Below are 19,709 nucleotides of genomic sequence, written 5' to 3'. Positions count from 1 at the left end.
AGAGAGACCTGTCTCCAAGCCTCTCTAATATCTACTTACATATTTCTCATTTCAATTTATACGCCCGCGTTTCATAAGGCTGTAAAATAATATTTTCAAGTGATTCATCCTGCACATCATAATTGTGTATCAATAAATCTACATTACTGTACGCTATCTCCTCCGGTAATTCAAATACACATGAATCCTCAGTAAAGTTTGCAATGACAAGTAATTTCTCATCTTTCCATGTTCTTACGTAAGCAAAAATAGATGGATGGTCTTCTAGAATTAAATCATATGTACCATACACAATTATTTCGTGCTTTTTACGAAGTTCAATCAATTTCTTATAATAATGAAAAATAGAATTTGAATCATGTAATGCCTGCTTCGCATTAATTTCTTTATAATTAGGATTTACTTGGACCCACGGCTTACCTGATGTAAATCCAGCATGTTCACTGTCTTCCCATTGCATCGGTGTCCGAGCATTATCGCGTCCTTTAGCATAAATAGATTGCATCACCATTTCGTGATTTTCACCACATTCACTTACTTTTTCATGGTACATATTCAACGTTTCAATATCACGGTATTCATCAATTGAAGTAAATTGGACATTTGTCATTCCAATCTCTTCTCCTTGATAAATGTAAGGAGTTCCTTTCATCATATGAAGTACCGTCGCTAACATTTTCGCTGACGGAATACGATACGTTTTATCATTACCAAAGCGAGAGACAACACGCGGTTGATCATGATTATTCCAATACAAACTATTCCATCCTGTATGTTCTAATGCTTTTTGCCACTTTGTTAAGTTCTCCTTTAATGCAACAAGCGAACATGGCTTTACATCCCATTTACCATTCTCTCCAGAATCTAAATCCATATGTTCAAACTGAAATACCATCTGTAATTCCTGACGATCTTCAGCTGTATAAAGCTTCGCCTCTTCCGTTGTTACACCAGGCATTTCACCAACTGTCATAATATCATATTGAGATAACACTTCTTGATTCATTTCATGTAAATACGTATGAATATTAGGTCCATTCATAAAATATTGATGACCCGATACATACCCCTCTGCTTCTGTATTCACAGCTGGTAATCCCTCTACTTTTGAAATAAAGTTAATGACATCCATTCGAAAGCCGTCAATTCCTTTGTCCAGCCAAAATTTCATCATCTCATAAATCTCTTTGCGCACATATTCATTATCCCAATTTAAATCTGGTTGCTTTTTTGAAAATAAATGTAAGTAATATTCATCTGTTGTTTCATCATACTCCCAAGCAGATCCACTAAAAGCAGCTCCCCAGTTATTTGGCTCTTTTCCACTTTTTCCTTTACGCCAAATATAGTAATCTCGATATGGATTATCCTTTGACTTCCGGGATTCAACAAACCAATTATGTTCATCTGAAGTATGATTGACAACTAAGTCCATCACTAATTTCATATTACGTTTATGCATTTCATCCAACAATTCATCCCAATCATTCATCGTCCCAAACTCATCCATAACCTTACAATAATTACTAATATCATAACCGTTATCATCGTTTGGAGATTCATAAACTGGTGATAACCAAATTACATCTATCCCTAGTTCTTGTAAATAATCAAGCTTTGAAATAATTCCGCGAAGATCACCAACTCCATCACCATTACTATCCATAAAGCTACGCGGATAAATTTGATATACAACACTTTCTTTCCACCATTGTTTCTCCATCATGCTACCCCATTTCATAATTTAATCGCAAAACAGGCGCAAACGTTTTCATTAGTGAATGATAACAGATTTTAAATAAAATGAAAACAATTCTTACATTTTTTGTATGGCCTAAAAAATATAGTTAGAGCTCTTTTAATATTAAAAAAACACTATTTTTGTGTATATTTTCTTAAATTTATGAAAACGTTTTAATTTTTTATTTCTTTTTTTACGCATTCATTTATAATAAATTTAAAGAAAACGTTTGCATACTTTTTGGCTAGGAGGAAAAGTCATGGCAGAACTAAAATTAGAAAACATTTATAAAATATATGATAACAATGTAACTGCAGTCACCGACTTCAATTTACACATACAAGATAAAGAATTTATTGTATTTGTCGGTCCATCTGGATGCGGAAAATCAACGACATTACGAATGGTTGCTGGTTTAGAGGATATTTCCAAAGGGGAATTCTCAATTGATGGCAAGGTAATGAATGATGTTCCTCCAAAAGATCGCGACATTGCAATGGTCTTTCAAAACTATGCTCTCTACCCACATATGAGTGTTTACGATAATATGGCATTCGGCTTAAAACTTCGCAAAATACCCAAAGACGAAATTGATCGTCGAGTGAAAGAAGCAGCCCGTATTTTAGGACTCGAAGAATATTTAAATCGAAAACCAAAAGCATTATCTGGTGGACAACGACAACGTGTCGCTTTAGGACGTGCCATTGTTCGTGATGCAAAAGTCTTCTTAATGGACGAGCCGTTATCAAACCTGGATGCAAAATTACGTGTATCGATGCGCTCTGAGATTTCTAAGCTTCATCAAAAACTTGGAACAACAACCATTTATGTAACACATGACCAAACAGAAGCTATGACGATGGCATCGCGCCTTGTCGTTATGAAAGATGGAAAAATACAACAAATCGGAACGCCAAAAGAAGTATATGAAACACCAGAAAATGTTTTCGTTGGCGGATTTATTGGCTCTCCTGCGATGAACTTTTTCCATGGCCAGTTAGCAGAAAATCATTTTGTAATAAACAATAAAGTAAAAATTAAAGTGCCAGAAGGAAAAATGAAACTACTGGATGAACATGGTTACATTAACCAAGAAATTATTTTAGGCATTCGCCCAGAAGATATTCATGATGAACTTTTATTTTTAGAAGCTTCCGAAGGTACAACATTTACAACGCGAATCGATGTTGCTGAACTATTAGGTGCAGAATCTATTTTATATATGAAACTTGGAAATCAAGATTTTGCAGCTCGTGTTGACGCAAGACATACTTTTACACATGGTGATCAGATTAACCTTGCTGTTGATATGAACAAAGCGCACTTCTTTGACGTAAAAACAGAAAAACGTATTCGCTAAATAAAAAAACCGTCCACATATAAATTGAGGACGGTTTTCAACTTATTATACTAAAGATTCTACTGTATGAAGTGACTGTTCCTTTGTACTGATAACACCAAAAATAGGAAGATCAGTCAATCTCACTTCTTCTTGCTGTTTCATAAAAGATGACCTCAGCTGTTTTATTTCTATCCAGACGTCATTTATGCAAAGTGCATTGGAATCGTTCTCTTTTTCATGAGAAAAAATCGGATCTATTTTATATAATCCGGCATTATTAAACAACATATCAATTCTGTTATAGGCTTCAACTGCAACTTCTAAAACATGTTGCCAATCACTTCGCTTACTCATATCATGAGTAACAAAAAGTGCCTCGCCACCTAAATCTACAATTTCCTCCACTGTTGCTTGTCCATTTTCCTCATCAATATCTGTCACAATTACCTTTGCACCTTGCCCTGCCAACAAAAGAGCTGTGTTACGACCAATGCCGATGCCTCCGCCTGTTACAACGGCAACCTTTCCTGCTAGCTTCATCGTCATTTCCCCTTCTGGTTAGTCTCAACGTCATACAGTATACTCCTTTTTTTGAAGCCTCCGCAAGCAGGAAAAGATAGATACATATAATGTAATCGCTTACTTTCGAATTTTCTCTTTTTTCTTACTATTATACTGATCAAAAACTAAACCAACAAAAATAAGAATTCCCCAAAATAATAAACTTTCTCCTGTCATTTCGCTCCCTCCCAATGTGAAGAAACATGAACTCTTTATTATAAATAATAACATTATCTTAATTTTCAGTCTATTAATCATAAAAAAGCGCGCCTTTCCGGGACGCGCCATCAATATGGAGGGTACTATATAGGAGATGCCTGTCCTATATAAATTCTATTATACCAAATTAAATATATCGAATTTTGTAAAAATTTAGACTGAATAAAAATATTTTTATAATTTAAGTTGATTTTTATTCAGTCATTTCCTATTTAACCAAATTCCATAGTATCCTCCATTGTGCTGACAAAACCTTTAATGTTAGTATGACTAGTTCTTTCATATTTCCCCTGTACAAATTATACAAACAAAATTTTTTCAAATTTAAAAAAGGGAAGCAACTGCTTCCCTTTTTCTACACAACACCCATAACTTTAGTTTTCACTATAAGATCATGAAAACCCCTATTATCACTTCTAACCAACATCATATATATATTACATATCATCGGAATACCAAGAAACAAAATATTCGGTACTAACAATACAACAAACCGCATTGTTAAAATTCCTAGCGTTAACTTTTCACTTGTAAGCGATACAAGTTTTGTACGTGTAACTTTTTTCCCTAGTGTATATCCATTCCAGATAAATGGTAGAACAATAAAATAAAGCGCCATTAATAAAAATGCAAGCCCAAAGTCATAACGGATGTCTCCTGAACTTACATTAAAACGATTCAAAATCGCTTTATAGTTTCCGGTTGTAATTGCAACAATGGCACCATACAAAACAGAAATGAAAAACATATCGATCATTGCAGCCCCTAGACGGTTCATAACAATCACTGGTTGATGTATTTTCAGCTTCATGCTGTGTCGACTCCTTTTTTCTATCCTTTATTAACCGTTTCATCGTATCATGTCTAAAAACAGTTGTAAACAACTCATAAATTGGTGTTTTATTTTCTTTTCCTGTAAAATATGTATCAATCACATTTCAGAAGGAGGAGCTCATATTGAAACGATTCATCATCGTTTGCTCTCTCGTATTTTTAACTAGTTGTGCAACAAATTTTAATCCATCTCATTACAGCATTGGGGATGAATATGAGCTCATTAATGTTTCCGGTAATGCACTAGAACTTTTCCCTAAAACAGACGCCTTGTACGCCTCTCAATATATTCCACCAGAAATTGTAGAAATTGCCTGGAACGACAATTATATTTTAGCAAAACAAACAGAGCAAACCGATGACCCTAATAACCCCGATGCTTCTATTACTAATCAAGCGACAGAAAATTATTGGATTATCGATTTGAAAAATAACCGCCGGTTTGGTCCCTATACAAAAAAACAATTTGAAGAACAAAAACAAGAATTTCGTCTCCCTGAACAACTCCAATTACAAAGTGTAAAAACTTACCTTACAAAAGAAAAACAACAATCTTAAAAAAGGTCAAATGAGATATTTCATCTGACCTTTTTCTCTTTATTTTCTTTATAAAACAACATTCTATAAACAATGGTTCCAAACATAATACAAAATAATAACAGTAATGCGTGTTGAATCGATACAATGTGCAGTTGTAAAATGCTTTGAACTCTGTCATTATAACGATAATAGCCCCATCCGTATAAAAAGACGAATACGATTATAAGTATATAAATCTTATGTTTATAGAAATAATGTGCAATACCCATTCCAAATCCAAATAATGCTCCTACATATACCAGTTCATATAGAAGATAAGGAATTGATAGTTGCTCGATTCGTTGTAACATACATAATAATCCTATTTGAAAGCAAGCGGCTATAATAAACCCGACCAAAACCGTGAATATTCTCACGGATTGTCTCCCCTTTCACTCTATTCACTTCATTATATTCACGAAGTAATAAAACGAGCAGGCCGTTGCCGGGAATTGTATTATATGAAAAGAGTTTGTATATCTTTCCAACCGTATGCAAGTTCTTTTATGTATAATTCTTCAATATCTTTCTCATCTACAAAAGAAGCTTGTAACGCTTCATAAAAATATTTAGACGGATTGTTCGCTACTACCCAAACAAGCATAGAACGATATCCATTCTTATATAAATCTGCTGCCACCGCTTTTATCAATCTTTTTCCAAGTTTGTTACGCTGATATGCCCGTAAAATATATATCGCATATAACTCTCCGTCATACTCATATTTACCAGTTCGCTCTTTCCCGCCATCTGCAAAACCAATTATTTTCCCATCAATTGTTTTGGCAACATAAACATGCGACTGCTGCTTCTGTAATATTTGTTTCCACAATGCTTCTCGTTTCTCATACGATTTTTTATCTAACACATCTTTTGGCATAATGCCTTCATATGTTTCTCTCCAACTATCAACATGAACGCGTGCAAGTTCTTTTGCATCATGTAGATTTGCTTTGACAATATACATTACGTTTACTTCTCTCTCCTTTGATTATACTCTATATGTTCTTGTTTCATCGTTATAACAGCTCCGCAATTTTTACATACTGCCACTTCTGCTGTCATTTCTGCGAACGGAACAATATAACTTCCAATATCGCTTTCTATATAAGGTGACATAGTACCTGTTTCTATTTCTTTATTACCACATACGTAGCATCCCTTCTGCATTTTCATTTCCCTCCTAAACGCTATATGTATATAAATTCTCTACAAAACGACATATTTCCTGTCCTACTAACAATTAAGAAAAAACCATTTCACTGTTATAGTGAAATGGTAAATGTTTGTGGTTCTGCTATTTTCTCATGTGTATCGCCTGTTGCAAGTACATCTGTTGTAAAAGAAATCCTTTTTATTTTTTCATTATTATCACTTAGTAAAAGACCAATTAACCCTTCCCTTATTTCACCAGAACTATAATCCTCTCTCGTTACATTTTTTGTACCAACAAATGTGTCTTCTGCATATAAGAAGTTTTGCGCTGGCACATGAAATTGTTGCGTTTCATTTACAGTTACATCATTCATAGAAAAGAACTGCATCTCTTTGTCTCCTGTATTTTCAACCTTATATGTAATTTCAACATATTTAGCAGTATCACCAATATCTTGTCCACTTAATGATGCATACCATTCTGCCTCTTTTTGGTCCAGTGTCTCACCTAAACGACGTTGTACTTCTTCTGGACTTAATTTTGTATACATTTCCAACGTCTCTTTTGTTTCATCTTCCATATTCGATAGTGTAATAACTCTCACATTTTCTACATAAATTTTCATCGTTCCAACTGTAAATGTTTCATTTACATGTTTGATTTGTTCTAATTTTAGAGTGCCCCAATTTTTTTCTTTAATCTCTTGTCCCACTTTTGTTAATTGTATGCCGCCGTATTCATTCGTTTCTGGAATGGTCTGTTTCTTCGGCTGCTTCACTTTTTCATGCTGAGCACAACCACTTAAAACAATAACAAAACTACATAAAATACAAAATACGTTCCATATTTTCATTGTCTTACTCCAATCATTACATGCTATGAAACAACCATTAAATATAATTATACTAATTATTTTCTCTCTAAATATAAAGTGAAACTTCCTTCATTGAGGGTTAGTTGAACCAATCGGACTTTTACGGGCAGTTATCCCCTACCTATCTTCTTTGTTTTTTTCTGAATCTTGAGGTGAGGGTCTTACTGTCCGTTAATGAGGGATAAATAAATGAGATAACTCTTCATTATTACACTTCAACCGAGAACAGTGCAATACAGGACTAAAAAAATTCTGTATTTAATGTCCTTAATTTTTTATTAATAAGTTGTCTAATCTTTGTCTTTCCTGCTATTTTGAAAATATAATCTACTTTGAATATAACTACACATTCCCCAACTTTAATGGTGTACCTAGATGCAACTATGTATTGCTTATATTAAGAAAAATACAAGAAGTTACTTTAGAAGAAACAGAGTATTATCAAACGGTGAAACTCTTTTTGAAGATCGAGGGAGACTATTTCATACAGAAACAAAACCAGCTAATGAACACATTAGCTGGTTTTGTTTCTTATAGTGCTTCTATAAATAACGCTGCTCCCATACCGCCGCCGACACAAAGAGAAGCAATTCCCTTTTCAAGTCCTTGTCTTCTTAATTCATGAATCAAGCTTACTGTAATACGTGCACCTGTACATCCAATTGGATGTCCAAGACTGATTCCACTACCATTTACATTCACTTTTTCACGATTTAAGCCCAATTCTTTTTCTACTGCTAAATATTGCGCAGCAAATGCTTCATTAATTTCAAATAAATCCGCATCGTTTACTGACCAATTTACATTTTCTAATCCTTTTCGAATTGCTGGTGCTGGACCGATTCCCATAATTTTAGGATCTACCCCTGCCATAGAGTATCCTACGATTCTCGCTAACGGTTGCAGCCCTTTTTCTTTCGCTTTTTCTTCACTCATTAGTACTAACGCTGCGCTTCCGTCATTAATACCCGATGCGTTTCCTGCGGTTACTGTTCCACCCTTACGAAAAGCTGCTTTTAAACCCGAAAGTTTTTCTAACGTAATATCTGCACGAGGATGTTCATCTTTGGAAACAACAATCTCTTTTCTACGTTCCTTTATCGTAATCGGCACAATTTGCTCGTCAAAATAGCCCGCTTCGATTGCATGAATAGCACGTTGATGACTTAATACTGCTACTTCATCCTGTTCTTCACGTGAAATTTCATATTGCTCAGCAACATTTTCCGCAGTTTCACCCATCATAATATGATTCGTTGGATCTTCTAGCACTTCCCACACCATATCACGAATTTCTCCGTGTTGTAGTCGTTGTCCCCAGCGGTTCTCTTTTAATACATATGGACTAGAGCTCATTGTTTCTACTCCACCTGCAACAACAACATCACTTACACCTAATTGAATTTGCATTGCTGCTGAAATTAATGCCTGCATACCCGAAGCACATTGACGCTGAATTGTGTAACCTGTGACTGTATCAGGAAATCCCGCCATAAGCGCTGCTGTTCTTGCTGTATTTGCCTCATCTGTTCGTTGAATACAGTGACCTAAAATCACTTCATCTACTTCGTGCGGCAAAACACCGCCTTTTTTCACAGCTTCCTGTAATACAGGAACCATTAGTTCAGTCGGTTTTACATTTTTGAAAGCTCCTCCAAATGTTCCAATTGGTGAACGAACTGCAGCTGTAATGACTACATTGCGCATCTTGTACTTTCTCCTCTCCTATGTACCCTAGTGAATTTTTGGATGGAATAACATAAGATGTATATCTATATCTATTATATTATGAGGTAACTAAAAAATCAAAATATTTAATATAATAAAAATAGAAAGAAGGTTCATTCTTCTTCCTACTCTGTTAATGCTAATAAAAATTTTTGAAGGATTTTTTCTGTTGTTGTATTTAATTTCGGTAACTTATCAATTGGAAAATATCGAATGTCTACCCCTTCTTCATCACATTCTATTTCACCATATACGTGATGTGCTTGAAATGCATTGATTACATTATAAATTTCGTCTCCATGCGGATAACGATAATATAAATCCTGTCCAGAGAGCACACCAAGAAATTGTAAGAAATCTGCTTTTAAACCTGTTTCTTCTCTTAATTCTCTCTCTGCTGTTTCTTCAATTGTTTCTCCTAGCTCCATTGCTCCCCCTGGCAATCCCCAATCATATGTATCAGAACGAAGTTGTAATAATACTTCATTCTTTTCATTTAAAACAATAATTGCTGAGCCTACTATAATAAGTGGTTTTGTTCCAACTAATTCCCTCAGTTCCTGTATATACCCCATTATATAACTCCCCTTTCTTTTCCTCTCCTATCATAGCAAAATTCCTTCTTTATTTGTTTGATACATATAAAAATATTTTCATAAAGCGAAACTTCCATCAGTAGGAGTTTTCCCCATCCCCCACTGATGGTTAGTTGAACCAATCGGGCTTTTACGGGCAGTTATTCCCCCATCTATCTTCTTTGCTTCTCTCTGAATCTTGAGGCCCGTTAATGCGAGGTAAACAAAAAAAGAAGCTAATTCACATTAGCCCCTTTCTTCCTTATTATCTAGCCTACACGGCTCTCATATTTTACTTCTTCAAATGCTCTTTCTATTTCTTCATCTCGGTAATGTACGTATGTAAAACGTCCTAATTCTACTAAACGCGCGATTTCACGCAACGCTTTTGCTTGTTCATACTCTTGTTTTATGGAGACATGAACATAAAACTTCATAAGAGGACGCTCATACAAAGGTTCACCTACTTCCACATATACACTTTCTACCCCTTGTACAACTTGAGCATAACTCGCAAACTGATAAACAGCTTCACGATCTGAAACAATTTTAAATGTATACATGTTTTTTCCCCCTTTTCTTTTTACTATAACAAAAAGTGGATACATAAACGTGTCGAAGTGTGACTATTTTCTGACTTCTTTCAATCAATTTTTTATTTTCCCGCCCAACACACAGCTGCTAATAAAATGAAACTTCCATCAGTGTTTTTTCATCCCCCATTGATGGTTATAACCAATCGGGCACATGCTAGCAGTTATCCCCCACCTATCCTACCTTCTTCATTGCTCTCCGAATTTTAAGATAGGGGATCTTATAAACAAGTCGTTCCAAAGAAAGTACTCATAATCACAACATTTTCGATTATCTTACTACATATAATTTCACTGTTAAAAAATCTAACAACAAGAACACTAAATATACATAATTTAATATTACCGTTTATCATAAATCATCCTAATGTAAATATAATAATTTCTTATCAACTTATGTTGTGACATGATAAAAAACTACACTAAACGATGGTTCTTTTGTCCATACATATTCTCTATTTTCACATAAAGTATTGATATAGACATTTTCTATAGTTCATAAAGGAGAGGGTATTGTTGTGTTTTTATTATTATGAGCGCCGTCGAAAAAGACCCCAATATACTGAAAAACAATCTGCATCTGGATCTGGATCTAAATCTGGATCTGGATCTGGATCTGAATCTGGATCTGGATCTGAATCTGGATCTGACTCACAAGAAGAAACTACAAAAAAACATACACACAATCACAATGTTGCTCAGATTTCAGACAGTGGAAATTCCCGCGTAAATTTAAATGTAGACTCTGATTTAGATTCTGAAACAGCTTCTTCGAATCAGCAGTCTACTGATGTAGAACAGGGGCAAGGACAAGAGCAAGCACAGGGGCAGGGACAAGAGCAACCACAGGGACAAGGAACAGGGCAAGGGCAAGCACAGGGACAAGGACAGTTGAATACAGATGTTACAAACCAATTATTAACGGCTTTGCTTCCATTTTTAACAAATGCATTAAATAATTCCGCTCAATCCTCACAAAATTACTCAAATCAAAATTACCCAAATCAAAATTGCCCAAATCAAAATTACCCAAATCAAAATTACTCAAATCAAAATTACTCAAATCAAAATTACTCAAATCAAAATTACTCAAATCAAAATTACCCAAATCAAAATTACTCAAATCAAAATTACCAAAATCAAAATTACCCAAATCAAAATTACCAAAATCAAAATTACCAAAATCAAAATTACCAAAATCAAAATTACCAAAATCAAAATCACCCAAATCAAAATTACCCAAATCAAAATTACCAAAATCAAAACAACTATAATCGAGACAAATACGATTAGGCTACTAAAACGTAGCCTATTTTTGTAAGGAGGTTTTATCATGCTACCAGAAAACGGCTCAAATATTTCAAACAGCGGAAACTCCCATGTTAATATAAACGTAAACGTCGATACAAGCTCCATTGCCTATGCGATGATGTGCTATTGGCACACGAGCGGTATGATTACGGATGAACAATTTACTCATATGCTAACAAATTTTGGCAATTTACTCAACAAAGATGACGATATGTTGCCGCATCTTTTATCAAATAAAGAATATTCCCCATACATGATGCGCTCAAAAAATACTGTAGATACATTAAAAACATTTATTCCTCCTCTTTTCAATCGTTAAAGATATTTTCTTTTTATCTCGTCAGAAAAATTCACTATATTTGAGGTGTCTCATATGTGTCCTTACGTTAACATATGTGTTTGCATCGCTCCTGGAGCGAATATTGATAAAGACCGGATTGCTAGGGATATTACAATTACTGAATATATTTGGCATCCTATCGTATTTCAAATTGAAGATATCAGAACGTTAGACGAACCCTATCGTTTTCATGACGGTGAAATTAGTTACATGTCTTCACTAAAATCACAACCAAAGTTAACTTCTTTATTTGCTGAATGTACCGAACGTGCATCGCAAAGTGATATTTATATTTGTTATATCGGTAGTGATTATTTTCAAGAACAATCCGTTATCGCTTGTGCCTATTCTTTATCAACTAATAAACAAATTAAAGGTTACATTGTATTAACAAACGCCGCTTCAGCTTGGAAGAACATGTACACACTCGCACATGAAATTGGTCACATTTTATTCACGCGCCATGTACAGGACAAGCTTACAAATGCAGATCCCGAATGTCCAAACGGTTCCGAACACCATCCTTCTCCCACAAACCTTATGCATTACATCATTCCTACCCCTTATAAATCACAAATAGATTCCTTATTAACAAATACCCAAAGAGAATTATCTTTAAAAAGTCCCTTATTGCGCAAAGAAAAAAGTAACCGCTGTAGTTACTTTTTCTTTGTAAATATTAAAATCCTAATCCAACTACAAAACCAAAACAGAAAGAAGAAGAACAAAAGAATTTCGTATTCACACGACCTTTACCAAATTAACAGTAGCCCTGCACATATAAATAAAAATACACATCCAAAATACAAGTACCCAAATTTTTCAAATCGTTCTTCTTTTTCTGTTATACCCATGATTCCTGAAAATAATAAAAATAAGATTATAAAAACAAACGTTACATAATTCAGTTCTGTATATATTCCACTTTGTAAGTTAAATACCGCAATCATTCCAACTGACAGTGTGTCAAGTAATAGAAAACACGCAGAATCCAATAATGATAACCAGTTTCGCTTTTCTTTTTCCATTTTCCCACTCTCAATTTAGAATACTGCTTAATCCTCTTTACACTTTATTCTTTTTATTTTCCATTTTGTTATACCATAAGAAAAGTAAAGCTAAACTTCCATACGCTAAAAACATTTGAAGAATACTCCAATATAGATTTTGTTTTACTAACCCTTCAAATATAAACATAACAGAAATTGGTAAAACTATTGTAAGTACCCCTATCCAACGAAGAAGGTAAAAATCAATAATGATTAACACTAAAAATATAATTCCTGCCAAAATAAAACTTTGCGGTCCTGACAATTGGATAATCGGTATCCCCATCCATTTATCAACAAACTTAATTAATACAAGTAATAGAATTGGAATCATAACCATTACATATATAATACTAAACTCTATTAATTTGCTTTTAAAAGAAGACATTTTTAATGCAACAACCGTTATTATAATAGAAAGAAGTAAAATGATTGGATACCCAATTAAATCTACATTTGAAATCGTTAGATGATGATTGGGATTGCTAAATAAAATGCTATTCAATATCCAATACCCACCAATACTAACAATTGAAGTAACGAGAGATTTTACATTTTCCCTTTTATCAACTTCCATCTCTTCAGCCAATTCTTCTGCATATTCTTTCGGCGAGTCTCCAAAAATATCCGTTACCGTCTTTCCTTCTTTTTCTCCTTCTATTAAATGAAGCTCAGCGTCTTCTAAAAAGTTATTTATATCTTCTTCTTTTATTCCTTTTGTTAATAAATATACTTTCATATCAATCAAAAACTTTTTACCTTCTTTAGAAACGTTCATATGTAACCTCCTCGTCTAGATTACTTATTTTTGAATTCCTTTCATTGTCTCAGCGTTAGAAATACAGACTTTACCGTCTGCTTTCCTTTCCCTCTAACAACCGCTGCACACTACTTTGCATCGCTTCCCACCTTTTCATGAAATCATCTAATGCCTCTTCACCTTTTTCTGTTAATGTATAATATTTTCGCTTTGGACCAGATGGTGACTCCTTCATCGTACTCGTAATCAAGCCTTCTTTTTGCATACGAATTAATAACGGATAAATACTTCCTTCACTTGCCATTGTAAAACCGTACTGTGCCAGTTTTTCACTCATTTCGTATCCGTATATTTCTCCTTCAGAAATAATAGCAAGCAAGCATCCTTCTAAAATACCTTTTAGCATTTGACTCGTCGACATTATTCAAATCCTCCTTCTATCTTGTTTTACAAGATAGATAAGCATAAGTATCTTGCTTTACCAAGTAGTATAACAAACAGTATTTTGCTTTACAAGATAGCTTGAGCATTTTTTCCAAAAGATTGCAGGATTTCCATCCTTATTTCTCTAAATAGAGCAATAGAGGTCACTATATTCATGAAGGGGATGGAATAAAAAATGTTTATAAATCGCGTTATATTTTTAACAGGTGCTGCAAGCGGAATTGGATACGAAATGGGAAAAGCCTTTGCAAAAGAAGGCGCAACTGTAATGATTACAGATCGTTTAGAGGACAAGGCGCAAGAGGCAGCAAAACAATTACAGAACGAAGGATATAAAGCATTTGGAATGAAATGTGATGTAACAGTAGAACAAGAGATTGTACAAGCTATTTCTGAAACAGTTACACGTTTTGGTTCACTTGATATATTAATTAATAACGCAGGTATGCAATTTGTTTCTCCAATTGAAGATTTTCCAACTGAAAAGTTTGAAATGCTTATTAAGATTATGCAAATTGCACCTTTTATCGCGATAAAACATGCTTTTCCTATTATGAAAAAACAAAAATACGGACGCATCATTAATATAGCTTCTATTAATGGTCTTGTTGGATTTGCTGGCAAATCTGCATATAACAGTGCCAAACACGGGGTAATTGGGCTCACAAAAGTAGCAGCATTAGAAGGTGCCGAGTGTAATATTACCGTAAATGCACTTTGTCCCGGCTACGTTGATACGCCTCTTGTTCGCAACCAACTTCAAGATTTAGCGATAACAAGAGATGTCCCGCTTGAACATGTATTAGAAGATGTCATTTACCCGCTTGTACCACAAAAAAGATTGCTTAGCGTGGAAGAAATTTCAGGCTACGCCTTATTTTTAGCAAGTGAAAAAGCAAAAGGCATTACAGGACAAGCTGTTGTCATTGATGGTGGTTATACCGCACAGTAAAGTTCAGCAAATTTTTTCTGAAACAGTTACAAGAATATGACAAAAGTGGTGAATTTCGTATCAAACAATTTAGAAAGAAAAAACGTTCCCTCCATGAAGCAACTGCAAGAAAAGGAAGAAAAATAAAAAATAGAAATACAAACCGAAACAAGAAAAATACACCACATGTAAATGGAATCTATTTAGGTGATAAGATGAAAGGATTTGGACAAGTAGGATTTGTGACAGGATTTACAGGGAAAATGGTGTACGGACAATATATACAAAACCCATCTAAATCTTATAAGCAGATAAATATATCAGATATGGAATGTATCCACCACAATAACAATTGGTTGTTCTTACAAGTGAGTTAGGCTGTGCCTAACCGAAATTCATCCCCACCTTACCGCTGGGCTACTGCCCGTTACGCGTTTGAAGATGGGGATGAATTTCGAAAATACGTTAAATATATACAAAAACGGATTGTGCCTTTACCACACAATCCGTTTTCATCACATATTTTATCCCGCTACTTTTGGGCAGTAAGACCCCCACAAAAGCGAAGAAGATAGGCTGGGGATAACTGCCCCTAAGAGCCCGATTGGTGAGAGCTTTCCATCAGTGGGGGATGAGGTCCCCCCACTGATAGAAGTTTCACTTTATTTTGGAGCTTCATATCTTTGCATCTGCTTTGGTAACTTCTCAATCGCGACGATAACGCTATCTAACTTACTTTCAATTCTATGCAGTAAGTATAGCGTAACAACAATTGGAAAGCCAACATTGCCAATAACCGATATCCATTCCTCCATAGTCTCTCCTCCCTTCTTATTATAAGTAAGAGAGACTCCAAAAAAGTGGTAAATAAAAACAAGCTAAATCATTTTTGTTTTCCCAAATATCTTTGCGATTTCCACTTTATAATCCCTTTGCACCTCTAATAAAACAATACTTTTCTAAACATCTTCAATTGTAGTTAATGTCTTATATTCAATAATAGTCGGCAATTTCTTTTAATTCAAAAGAGCGATGGAGTTTCCCTTCTAACTAACAGAACGAAGTACCGCCACTCTTGTACTCATACTTTCACTTCCTTCTCAAAAACAATAGAATTAAATAATATACGGAACAAACGAGCATCCGCATTTTCTATTTTATGTAGAAGTAATTTTCTTCCTAACCGTAATGCCTGCCTTTTTGCCTGTAACCTTGTTTCGTTATGAGAAATCCCATCTAAATCTGCAACATGCGCTAACCCAATTGTACGGCGAATAATCTCACATCCTACAAATCCAACTGCATCAGTGAAAATATTGTTTAGTACAATTGGTAACCATTGCTTTTCTTTCGTATACGGCTCTATGCCTTCGAGCACCCATAACTTCGTAAATGTTTCTACGAAAACGCTCCATGTTTGCTCAATATGATAAAATAATACGTTGCGCTTGTTTTCTTCACGTGACAGTGCATTTAATAATAAATTGGCAATCAATTGGCCTAAATCGAATCCAAATGGACCAAATGTCGCAAATTCTGGATCAATCACTTTCGTTTCTGAAGATGATGAAAATATACTTCCAGTATGTAAATCACCGTGAATTAATGCTTCTTTTCGCGTCAAAAATTTATACTTACACTGCGCTACTCGTAACTTCAAATTTTTATCACACCAAAGTTCGTCAACAACATCTTGTAATTCTTCTTCATACTTATTTGTTTCATAGTTTGCAAATGGATCAGTAAATACAAGATTCTCTGTAATCTTACATAAATCAGGGTTTACAAACTTACTATCTAGCACTCTTTTTTCTTCTGCTTGTAGTCCAAAATCGGATGTGTAGAAAAGAACATGAGCTAAAAAATGCCCGATATGCCGAGATAATAGCGGATAGTCTTCCCCGTTTATCAATCCGTTTCTTGTTATCGTTAATGCTGATAAATCTTCCATAACAATAATTGCTAATGTTTCATCATGCCCGTATACTTTCGGCACATACTCTGGTACGTATTTTGCAAAAATTTGCAATGCACGACTTTCAATCGTTGCACGGCGTAAAGATAGCGGCCAACTTTTTCCTACTACCTTTGCATATGGAAGAGCCTGCTTAAGAATCAATCCTTTCTTCCCATCATGTAAACGAAACACATAATTTAAATTCCCATCACCAATTTCTTCACAAGTGACAACTGCCTTTTCTGAAAAATAACCATGTTCTTTCGCATATGTAACGGCTGTTTCTTCTGTTAATTGCTTGTACCCCACTCTGATTCCCCCTTAATGTATCGGGGTTTTTCATCATAAGAAAAACCCCTTTCGATGACGAAAGAGGTTTGAAGATTCACTTCTCCCCTCTTATCTATCAGAAAGTCTCTCTTTCTGTTGGAATTAGCACCGTGCCTTACTAGGCGCGAATTGTGCGCCCCATTTCACAATGGTATTACGGTCGGTTGCTGGGCTTCATCGGGCCAAATCCCTCCACCTGCTCTTGATAAGAGTATATAGTTGTCTGAATTTTTCAGTTTCTGTTGTTGACTATACCAAGAATAAAAATTGTTTGTCAATACTTTTTCACATGTACAATTCTGGACGGCGATCAAAAAAAACAGGAATCCCTTTACGCACTTCAGAAATCTTCTTTTCATCTAATGTTCCATACAAAATCATTTCTGTTTCATCTGCCTCATTCACGACTTCTCCCCAAGGATCAATAATAAGCGAATGGCCTGCAAATACATTATTCAGATCACGCCCAGCACGATTGCAAGCCACAACATAACATTGATTTTCAATCGCCCTTGCTTGAAGTAATAACCGCCAATGCGCTAAGCGAACAAGTGGCCACTCGGCTACAACGAATAATACTGTTGCCCCCTGTGCAGCATGAACGCGTACCCACTCTGGAAAACGAATATCATAACAAATTGTTCCTGCACACGACGTATCATCTAATATAAAGTGACCCGTTTTATTTCCAGCAATTAAATATTTATGCTCATCCATCAGTTGAAACAAGTGCACTTTACTATATTCAGCCACAATTTTCCCGCTTCGATTACTAATATACATTGTATTTGTAACACCTTTCTCTGTCTGCTTAGCAATCGATCCTCCAACAATATTCACACAATTTTGCTTACCCCACTTTGATAATAATTGTTTCGTGTATTTCCCATCTGGGTCAGCAATTTCAGGAAGACGTTCCAAATCATACCCTGTTGTCCATAACTCTGGTAATACAATAACGTCTGGCTTTTCCTTCATCGCTTCGTTTATTTTTTTCGGCATGTTCTATATTTTTTTCTACATTCCCAAAAGTAATATCCATTTGAATACAAGCAATTTTCATTGATTTCTCCCTACTCCCTTTTATTTTTTCTTTACAAAAAGTTGGAAAGATTATATTATTTGTCACTAGAATTGTAACAACTTTCAAAAGAGGTGGAAAGTATGAAACGTTTTCAATCTTCTGAGTCATTAACATCATTACCAACACAATTTTTTGCTTCGCTCGTCACAAAAGTCAACAAAGCCGTGCAAGCTGGTCATGATATTATTAACTTAGGACAAGGAAATCCAGATCAGCCAACGCCAGCGCATATCGTAGCAGCGCTACAGCGTGCAGCAGAACAACCAATTCATCATAAATATCCGCCATTTCGCGGGCATGAAAGCTTAAAAGAAGCTGTCGCTACGTTTTATGAGCGTGAATACGATGTACAGTTAAATCCCAAAACCGAAGTAGCTGTTTTATTTGGTGGAAAAGCTGGATTAGTTGAATTACCGCTTTGTTTTACAAATCCAGGCGATACAATTCTCGTTCCTGATCCTGGCTATCCAGATTATTTATCAGGTGTTGCCTTAGCGAAAGCAAAACTTGCAACAATGCCATTATTAGCAGAAAATCATTTTTTACCTGATTATACAAAGATTGATTCCCAAACTGCTGAACAAGCAAAATTAATGTTTTTAAACTATCCGAACAATCCAACAGGAGCCATTGCAACAACAAAATTCTTCGAGAAAACTATATCGTTTGCAAACAAACATGACATTTTAGTTTGTCATGATTTCGCGTATGGTGCCATTGGCTTTGATGCTAAAAAGCCAATTAGTTTCTTACAAGTTGATGGAGCAAAAGATGTTGGCATTGAAATTTATACATTATCAAAAACATATAATATGGCAGGGTGGCGCATTGCGTTTGCTGTTGGGAATGAAAGTGTCATTGAAGCAATCAACTTATTACAGGATCATATGTATGTCAGTATTTTTGGTGCCGTGCAAGAAGCTGCTCGCCAAGCGTTATTAAGTCCGCAAACTTGCGTAGATGAACTAGTTGAACGCTATGAATCTCGAAGAAATGCTTTGATTACTACCTGTCATTCTATCGGTTGGAATGTGGTTGCACCAAAAGGATCTTTTTTGCATGGCTGCCTGTTCCAGATGGGTATACTTCAGAACAATTTGCTGATGTATTATTAGAGCAAGCTCATGTTGCCGTTGCACCAGGTGTCGGCTTTGGTACACATGGGGAAGGTTACATTCGCGTTGGTTTATTACATACAGAAGAACGACTTCGCGAAGCGGTCCATAGAATTGATCAATTAAAAATTTTCAAAAAATCATTGACAACATAAAAATTCTCTGTCAGAATTCAGTTATCAAAAA

21 protein-coding genes, 3 pseudogenes and 1 riboswitch are annotated in these 19,709 nt (G+C 35.1%); of the genes and pseudogenes, 8 read left to right on the top strand and 16 right to left on the bottom strand.

The features are described 5' to 3' along the window. Nucleotides 1-46 precede the first annotated feature (46 nt). Complete coding sequence (locus ACEWFJ_RS08580; protein WP_473691577.1) at nucleotides 47-1,741, bottom strand: glycoside hydrolase family 13 protein; 1,695 nt, start codon at nucleotides 1,739-1,741, stop codon at nucleotides 47-49. 259 nt (nucleotides 1,742-2,000) lie between these two features. On the opposite strand from ACEWFJ_RS08580, the gene ACEWFJ_RS08575 reads away from it, so the two are divergent. Continuing rightward, entirely contained in the window at nucleotides 2,001-3,101 is a 1,101-nt protein-coding gene (locus ACEWFJ_RS08575) for an ABC transporter ATP-binding protein (protein WP_473691575.1), read from the top strand. Nucleotides 3,102-3,146: 45 nt separating this feature from the next. Here ACEWFJ_RS08575 and ACEWFJ_RS08570 read toward each other — a convergent pair whose 3' ends face one another. The 3 genes from ACEWFJ_RS08570 to ACEWFJ_RS08560 all read right to left on the bottom strand — a co-directional run bounded on the left by ACEWFJ_RS08570 (nucleotide 3,147) and on the right by ACEWFJ_RS08560 (nucleotide 4,674). Then, entirely contained in the window at nucleotides 3,147-3,623 is a 477-nt protein-coding gene (locus tag ACEWFJ_RS08570) for an SDR family NAD(P)-dependent oxidoreductase (RefSeq protein ID WP_141524952.1), read from the bottom strand. A gap of 99 nt (nucleotides 3,624-3,722) precedes the next feature. After that, the gene (locus ACEWFJ_RS08565) at nucleotides 3,723-3,821 is read right to left on the bottom strand and encodes a flagellar motor protein (RefSeq protein WP_098305769.1); all 99 of its coding nucleotides are present in this window, start codon (nucleotides 3,819-3,821) and stop codon (nucleotides 3,723-3,725) included. 397 nt (nucleotides 3,822-4,218) lie between these two features. Further along, nucleotides 4,219-4,674 carry an RDD family protein gene (locus ACEWFJ_RS08560; RefSeq protein ID WP_473691572.1) on the bottom strand — a complete coding sequence of 152 codons (456 nt, stop codon included), beginning with the start codon at nucleotides 4,672-4,674 and terminating at the stop codon, nucleotides 4,219-4,221. A gap of 146 nt (nucleotides 4,675-4,820) precedes the next feature. Between ACEWFJ_RS08560 and ACEWFJ_RS08555 the strand changes: the two genes are divergently transcribed. Beyond that, nucleotides 4,821-5,255, top strand: a complete 435-nt coding sequence (locus ACEWFJ_RS08555; RefSeq protein ID WP_253630302.1) for a DUF3997 domain-containing protein — start codon at nucleotides 4,821-4,823, stop codon at nucleotides 5,253-5,255. A 20-nt stretch (nucleotides 5,256-5,275) separates the two neighbouring features. Here ACEWFJ_RS08555 and ACEWFJ_RS08550 read toward each other — a convergent pair whose 3' ends face one another. From ACEWFJ_RS08550 to ACEWFJ_RS08520, 7 genes are all read right to left on the bottom strand, one after another. Then, nucleotides 5,276-5,587 carry a hypothetical protein gene (locus ACEWFJ_RS08550; RefSeq protein ID WP_473691570.1) on the bottom strand — a complete coding sequence of 104 codons (312 nt, stop codon included), beginning with the start codon at nucleotides 5,585-5,587 and terminating at the stop codon, nucleotides 5,276-5,278. A 146-nt stretch (nucleotides 5,588-5,733) separates the two neighbouring features. Continuing rightward, complete coding sequence (locus ACEWFJ_RS08545; protein WP_429718412.1) at nucleotides 5,734-6,243, bottom strand: GNAT family N-acetyltransferase; 510 nt, start codon at nucleotides 6,241-6,243, stop codon at nucleotides 5,734-5,736. A 5-nt stretch (nucleotides 6,244-6,248) separates the two neighbouring features. Continuing rightward, nucleotides 6,249-6,446 carry a hypothetical protein gene (locus tag ACEWFJ_RS08540; RefSeq protein ID WP_473691567.1) on the bottom strand — a complete coding sequence of 66 codons (198 nt, stop codon included), beginning with the start codon at nucleotides 6,444-6,446 and terminating at the stop codon, nucleotides 6,249-6,251. 95 nt (nucleotides 6,447-6,541) lie between these two features. Beyond that, nucleotides 6,542-7,285 (bottom strand): hypothetical protein, encoded by a 744-nt coding sequence (locus tag ACEWFJ_RS08535; protein ID WP_473691565.1) that lies wholly within the window; start codon nucleotides 7,283-7,285, stop codon nucleotides 6,542-6,544. Nucleotides 7,286-7,837: 552 nt separating this feature from the next. Then, nucleotides 7,838-9,013 (bottom strand): acetyl-CoA C-acetyltransferase, encoded by a 1,176-nt coding sequence (locus ACEWFJ_RS08530; protein WP_473691563.1) that lies wholly within the window; start codon nucleotides 9,011-9,013, stop codon nucleotides 7,838-7,840. Nucleotides 9,014-9,159: 146 nt separating this feature from the next. Next, nucleotides 9,160-9,609: an NUDIX hydrolase gene (locus ACEWFJ_RS08525; protein ID WP_098305785.1), complete on the bottom strand. Its 450-nt coding sequence runs from the start codon at nucleotides 9,607-9,609 to the stop codon at nucleotides 9,160-9,162. A gap of 269 nt (nucleotides 9,610-9,878) precedes the next feature. After that, nucleotides 9,879-10,172, bottom strand: coding sequence for a DUF3928 family protein (locus tag ACEWFJ_RS08520; RefSeq protein WP_230573314.1), 294 nt, complete (start codon nucleotides 10,170-10,172; stop codon nucleotides 9,879-9,881). A 546-nt stretch (nucleotides 10,173-10,718) separates the two neighbouring features. Between ACEWFJ_RS08520 and ACEWFJ_RS08515 the strand changes: the two genes are divergently transcribed. The 3 genes and pseudogenes from ACEWFJ_RS08515 to ACEWFJ_RS08505 all read left to right on the top strand — a co-directional run. Beyond that, the gene (locus ACEWFJ_RS08515) at nucleotides 10,719-11,495 is read left to right on the top strand and encodes a hypothetical protein (RefSeq protein WP_473691560.1); all 777 of its coding nucleotides are present in this window, start codon (nucleotides 10,719-10,721) and stop codon (nucleotides 11,493-11,495) included. Nucleotides 11,496-11,535: 40 nt separating this feature from the next. After that, nucleotides 11,536-11,832, top strand: coding sequence for a hypothetical protein (locus ACEWFJ_RS08510; protein ID WP_098311384.1), 297 nt, complete (start codon nucleotides 11,536-11,538; stop codon nucleotides 11,830-11,832). Nucleotides 11,833-11,886: 54 nt separating this feature from the next. After that, a pseudogene (locus ACEWFJ_RS08505) lies at nucleotides 11,887-12,498 on the top strand (ImmA/IrrE family metallo-endopeptidase); the annotation flags it as partial. Between the two features lie 420 nt (nucleotides 12,499-12,918). Here ACEWFJ_RS08505 and ACEWFJ_RS08500 read toward each other — a convergent pair. Then, entirely contained in the window at nucleotides 12,919-13,680 is a 762-nt protein-coding gene (locus ACEWFJ_RS08500) for a DUF1129 domain-containing protein (protein WP_473691557.1), read from the bottom strand. Between the two features lie 70 nt (nucleotides 13,681-13,750). Next, complete coding sequence (locus tag ACEWFJ_RS08495) at nucleotides 13,751-14,083, bottom strand: PadR family transcriptional regulator (RefSeq protein WP_473691555.1); 333 nt, start codon at nucleotides 14,081-14,083, stop codon at nucleotides 13,751-13,753. 198 nt (nucleotides 14,084-14,281) lie between these two features. Here ACEWFJ_RS08495 and ACEWFJ_RS08490 point away from each other — a divergent pair, with 198 nt between their 5' ends. Both ACEWFJ_RS08490 and ACEWFJ_RS08485 read left to right on the top strand, forming a co-directional pair. Next, a complete protein-coding gene (locus ACEWFJ_RS08490; RefSeq protein ID WP_473691553.1) occupies nucleotides 14,282-15,058 on the top strand; it encodes a 3-hydroxybutyrate dehydrogenase in 777 nt (258 codons plus the stop codon). 194 nt (nucleotides 15,059-15,252) lie between these two features. Continuing rightward, nucleotides 15,253-15,414, top strand: a complete 162-nt coding sequence (locus ACEWFJ_RS08485) for a hypothetical protein (RefSeq protein WP_473691551.1) — start codon at nucleotides 15,253-15,255, stop codon at nucleotides 15,412-15,414. A 285-nt stretch (nucleotides 15,415-15,699) separates the two neighbouring features. On the opposite strand, the gene ACEWFJ_RS08480 is transcribed toward ACEWFJ_RS08485, so the two are convergent. The 3 genes and pseudogenes from ACEWFJ_RS08480 to ACEWFJ_RS08470 all read right to left on the bottom strand — a co-directional run bounded on the left by ACEWFJ_RS08480 (nucleotide 15,700) and on the right by ACEWFJ_RS08470 (nucleotide 18,474). Beyond that, nucleotides 15,700-15,852: a YvrJ family protein gene (locus ACEWFJ_RS08480; protein ID WP_098310521.1), complete on the bottom strand. Its 153-nt coding sequence runs from the start codon at nucleotides 15,850-15,852 to the stop codon at nucleotides 15,700-15,702. A 266-nt stretch (nucleotides 15,853-16,118) separates the two neighbouring features. Then, complete coding sequence (mtnK, locus tag ACEWFJ_RS08475; protein WP_473691549.1) at nucleotides 16,119-17,303, bottom strand: S-methyl-5-thioribose kinase; 1,185 nt, start codon at nucleotides 17,301-17,303, stop codon at nucleotides 16,119-16,121. An 87-nt stretch (nucleotides 17,304-17,390) separates the two neighbouring features. Further along, a riboswitch (SAM riboswitch) is annotated at nucleotides 17,391-17,536 on the bottom strand. A 73-nt stretch (nucleotides 17,537-17,609) separates the two neighbouring features. Beyond that, a pseudogene (locus ACEWFJ_RS08470) lies at nucleotides 17,610-18,474 on the bottom strand (carbon-nitrogen family hydrolase). A 14-nt stretch (nucleotides 18,475-18,488) separates the two neighbouring features. Here ACEWFJ_RS08470 and ACEWFJ_RS08465 point away from each other — a divergent pair. After that, nucleotides 18,489-19,678: pseudogene (locus tag ACEWFJ_RS08465) on the top strand (aminotransferase class I/II-fold pyridoxal phosphate-dependent enzyme). Nucleotides 19,679-19,709: the final 31 nt, after the last annotated feature.

This window comes from Bacillus sp. EA-CB0995 (assembly GCF_055814245.1).
This window is presented reverse-complemented; position numbering and strand designations above follow the sequence as displayed.

Bases quoted from the DNA above. Each gene is read 5' to 3' on its own strand.
- ACEWFJ_RS08580 (WP_473691577.1), bottom strand. From the start codon at position 1,741: ATGAAATGGGGTAGCATGATGGAGAAACAATGGTGGAAAGAAAGTGTT.
- ACEWFJ_RS08575 (WP_473691575.1), top strand. From the start codon at position 2,001: ATGGCAGAACTAAAATTAGAAAACATTTATAAAATATATGATAACAAT.
- ACEWFJ_RS08570 (WP_141524952.1), bottom strand. From the start codon at position 3,623: ATGAAGCTAGCAGGAAAGGTTGCCGTTGTAACAGGCGGAGGCATCGGC.
- ACEWFJ_RS08565 (WP_098305769.1), bottom strand. From the start codon at position 3,821: ATGACAGGAGAAAGTTTATTATTTTGGGGAATTCTTATTTTTGTTGGT.
- ACEWFJ_RS08560 (WP_473691572.1), bottom strand. From the start codon at position 4,674: ATGAAGCTGAAAATACATCAACCAGTGATTGTTATGAACCGTCTAGGG.
- ACEWFJ_RS08550 (WP_473691570.1), bottom strand. From the start codon at position 5,587: ATGTTACAACGAATCGAGCAACTATCAATTCCTTATCTTCTATATGAA.
- ACEWFJ_RS08545 (WP_429718412.1), bottom strand. From the start codon at position 6,243: ATGTATATTGTCAAAGCAAATCTACATGATGCAAAAGAACTTGCACGC.
- ACEWFJ_RS08540 (WP_473691567.1), bottom strand. From the start codon at position 6,446: ATGCAGAAGGGATGCTACGTATGTGGTAATAAAGAAATAGAAACAGGT.
- ACEWFJ_RS08535 (WP_473691565.1), bottom strand. From the start codon at position 7,285: ATGAAAATATGGAACGTATTTTGTATTTTATGTAGTTTTGTTATTGTT.
- ACEWFJ_RS08530 (WP_473691563.1), bottom strand. From the start codon at position 9,013: ATGCGCAATGTAGTCATTACAGCTGCAGTTCGTTCACCAATTGGAACA.
- ACEWFJ_RS08525 (WP_098305785.1), bottom strand. From the start codon at position 9,609: ATGGGGTATATACAGGAACTGAGGGAATTAGTTGGAACAAAACCACTT.
- ACEWFJ_RS08520 (WP_230573314.1), bottom strand. From the start codon at position 10,172: ATGTATACATTTAAAATTGTTTCAGATCGTGAAGCTGTTTATCAGTTT.
- ACEWFJ_RS08510 (WP_098311384.1), top strand. From the start codon at position 11,536: ATGCTACCAGAAAACGGCTCAAATATTTCAAACAGCGGAAACTCCCAT.
- ACEWFJ_RS08500 (WP_473691557.1), bottom strand. From the start codon at position 13,680: ATGAACGTTTCTAAAGAAGGTAAAAAGTTTTTGATTGATATGAAAGTA.
- ACEWFJ_RS08495 (WP_473691555.1), bottom strand. From the start codon at position 14,083: ATGTCGACGAGTCAAATGCTAAAAGGTATTTTAGAAGGATGCTTGCTT.
- ACEWFJ_RS08490 (WP_473691553.1), top strand. From the start codon at position 14,282: ATGTTTATAAATCGCGTTATATTTTTAACAGGTGCTGCAAGCGGAATT.
- ACEWFJ_RS08485 (WP_473691551.1), top strand. From the start codon at position 15,253: ATGAAAGGATTTGGACAAGTAGGATTTGTGACAGGATTTACAGGGAAA.
- ACEWFJ_RS08480 (WP_098310521.1), bottom strand. From the start codon at position 15,852: ATGGAGGAATGGATATCGGTTATTGGCAATGTTGGCTTTCCAATTGTT.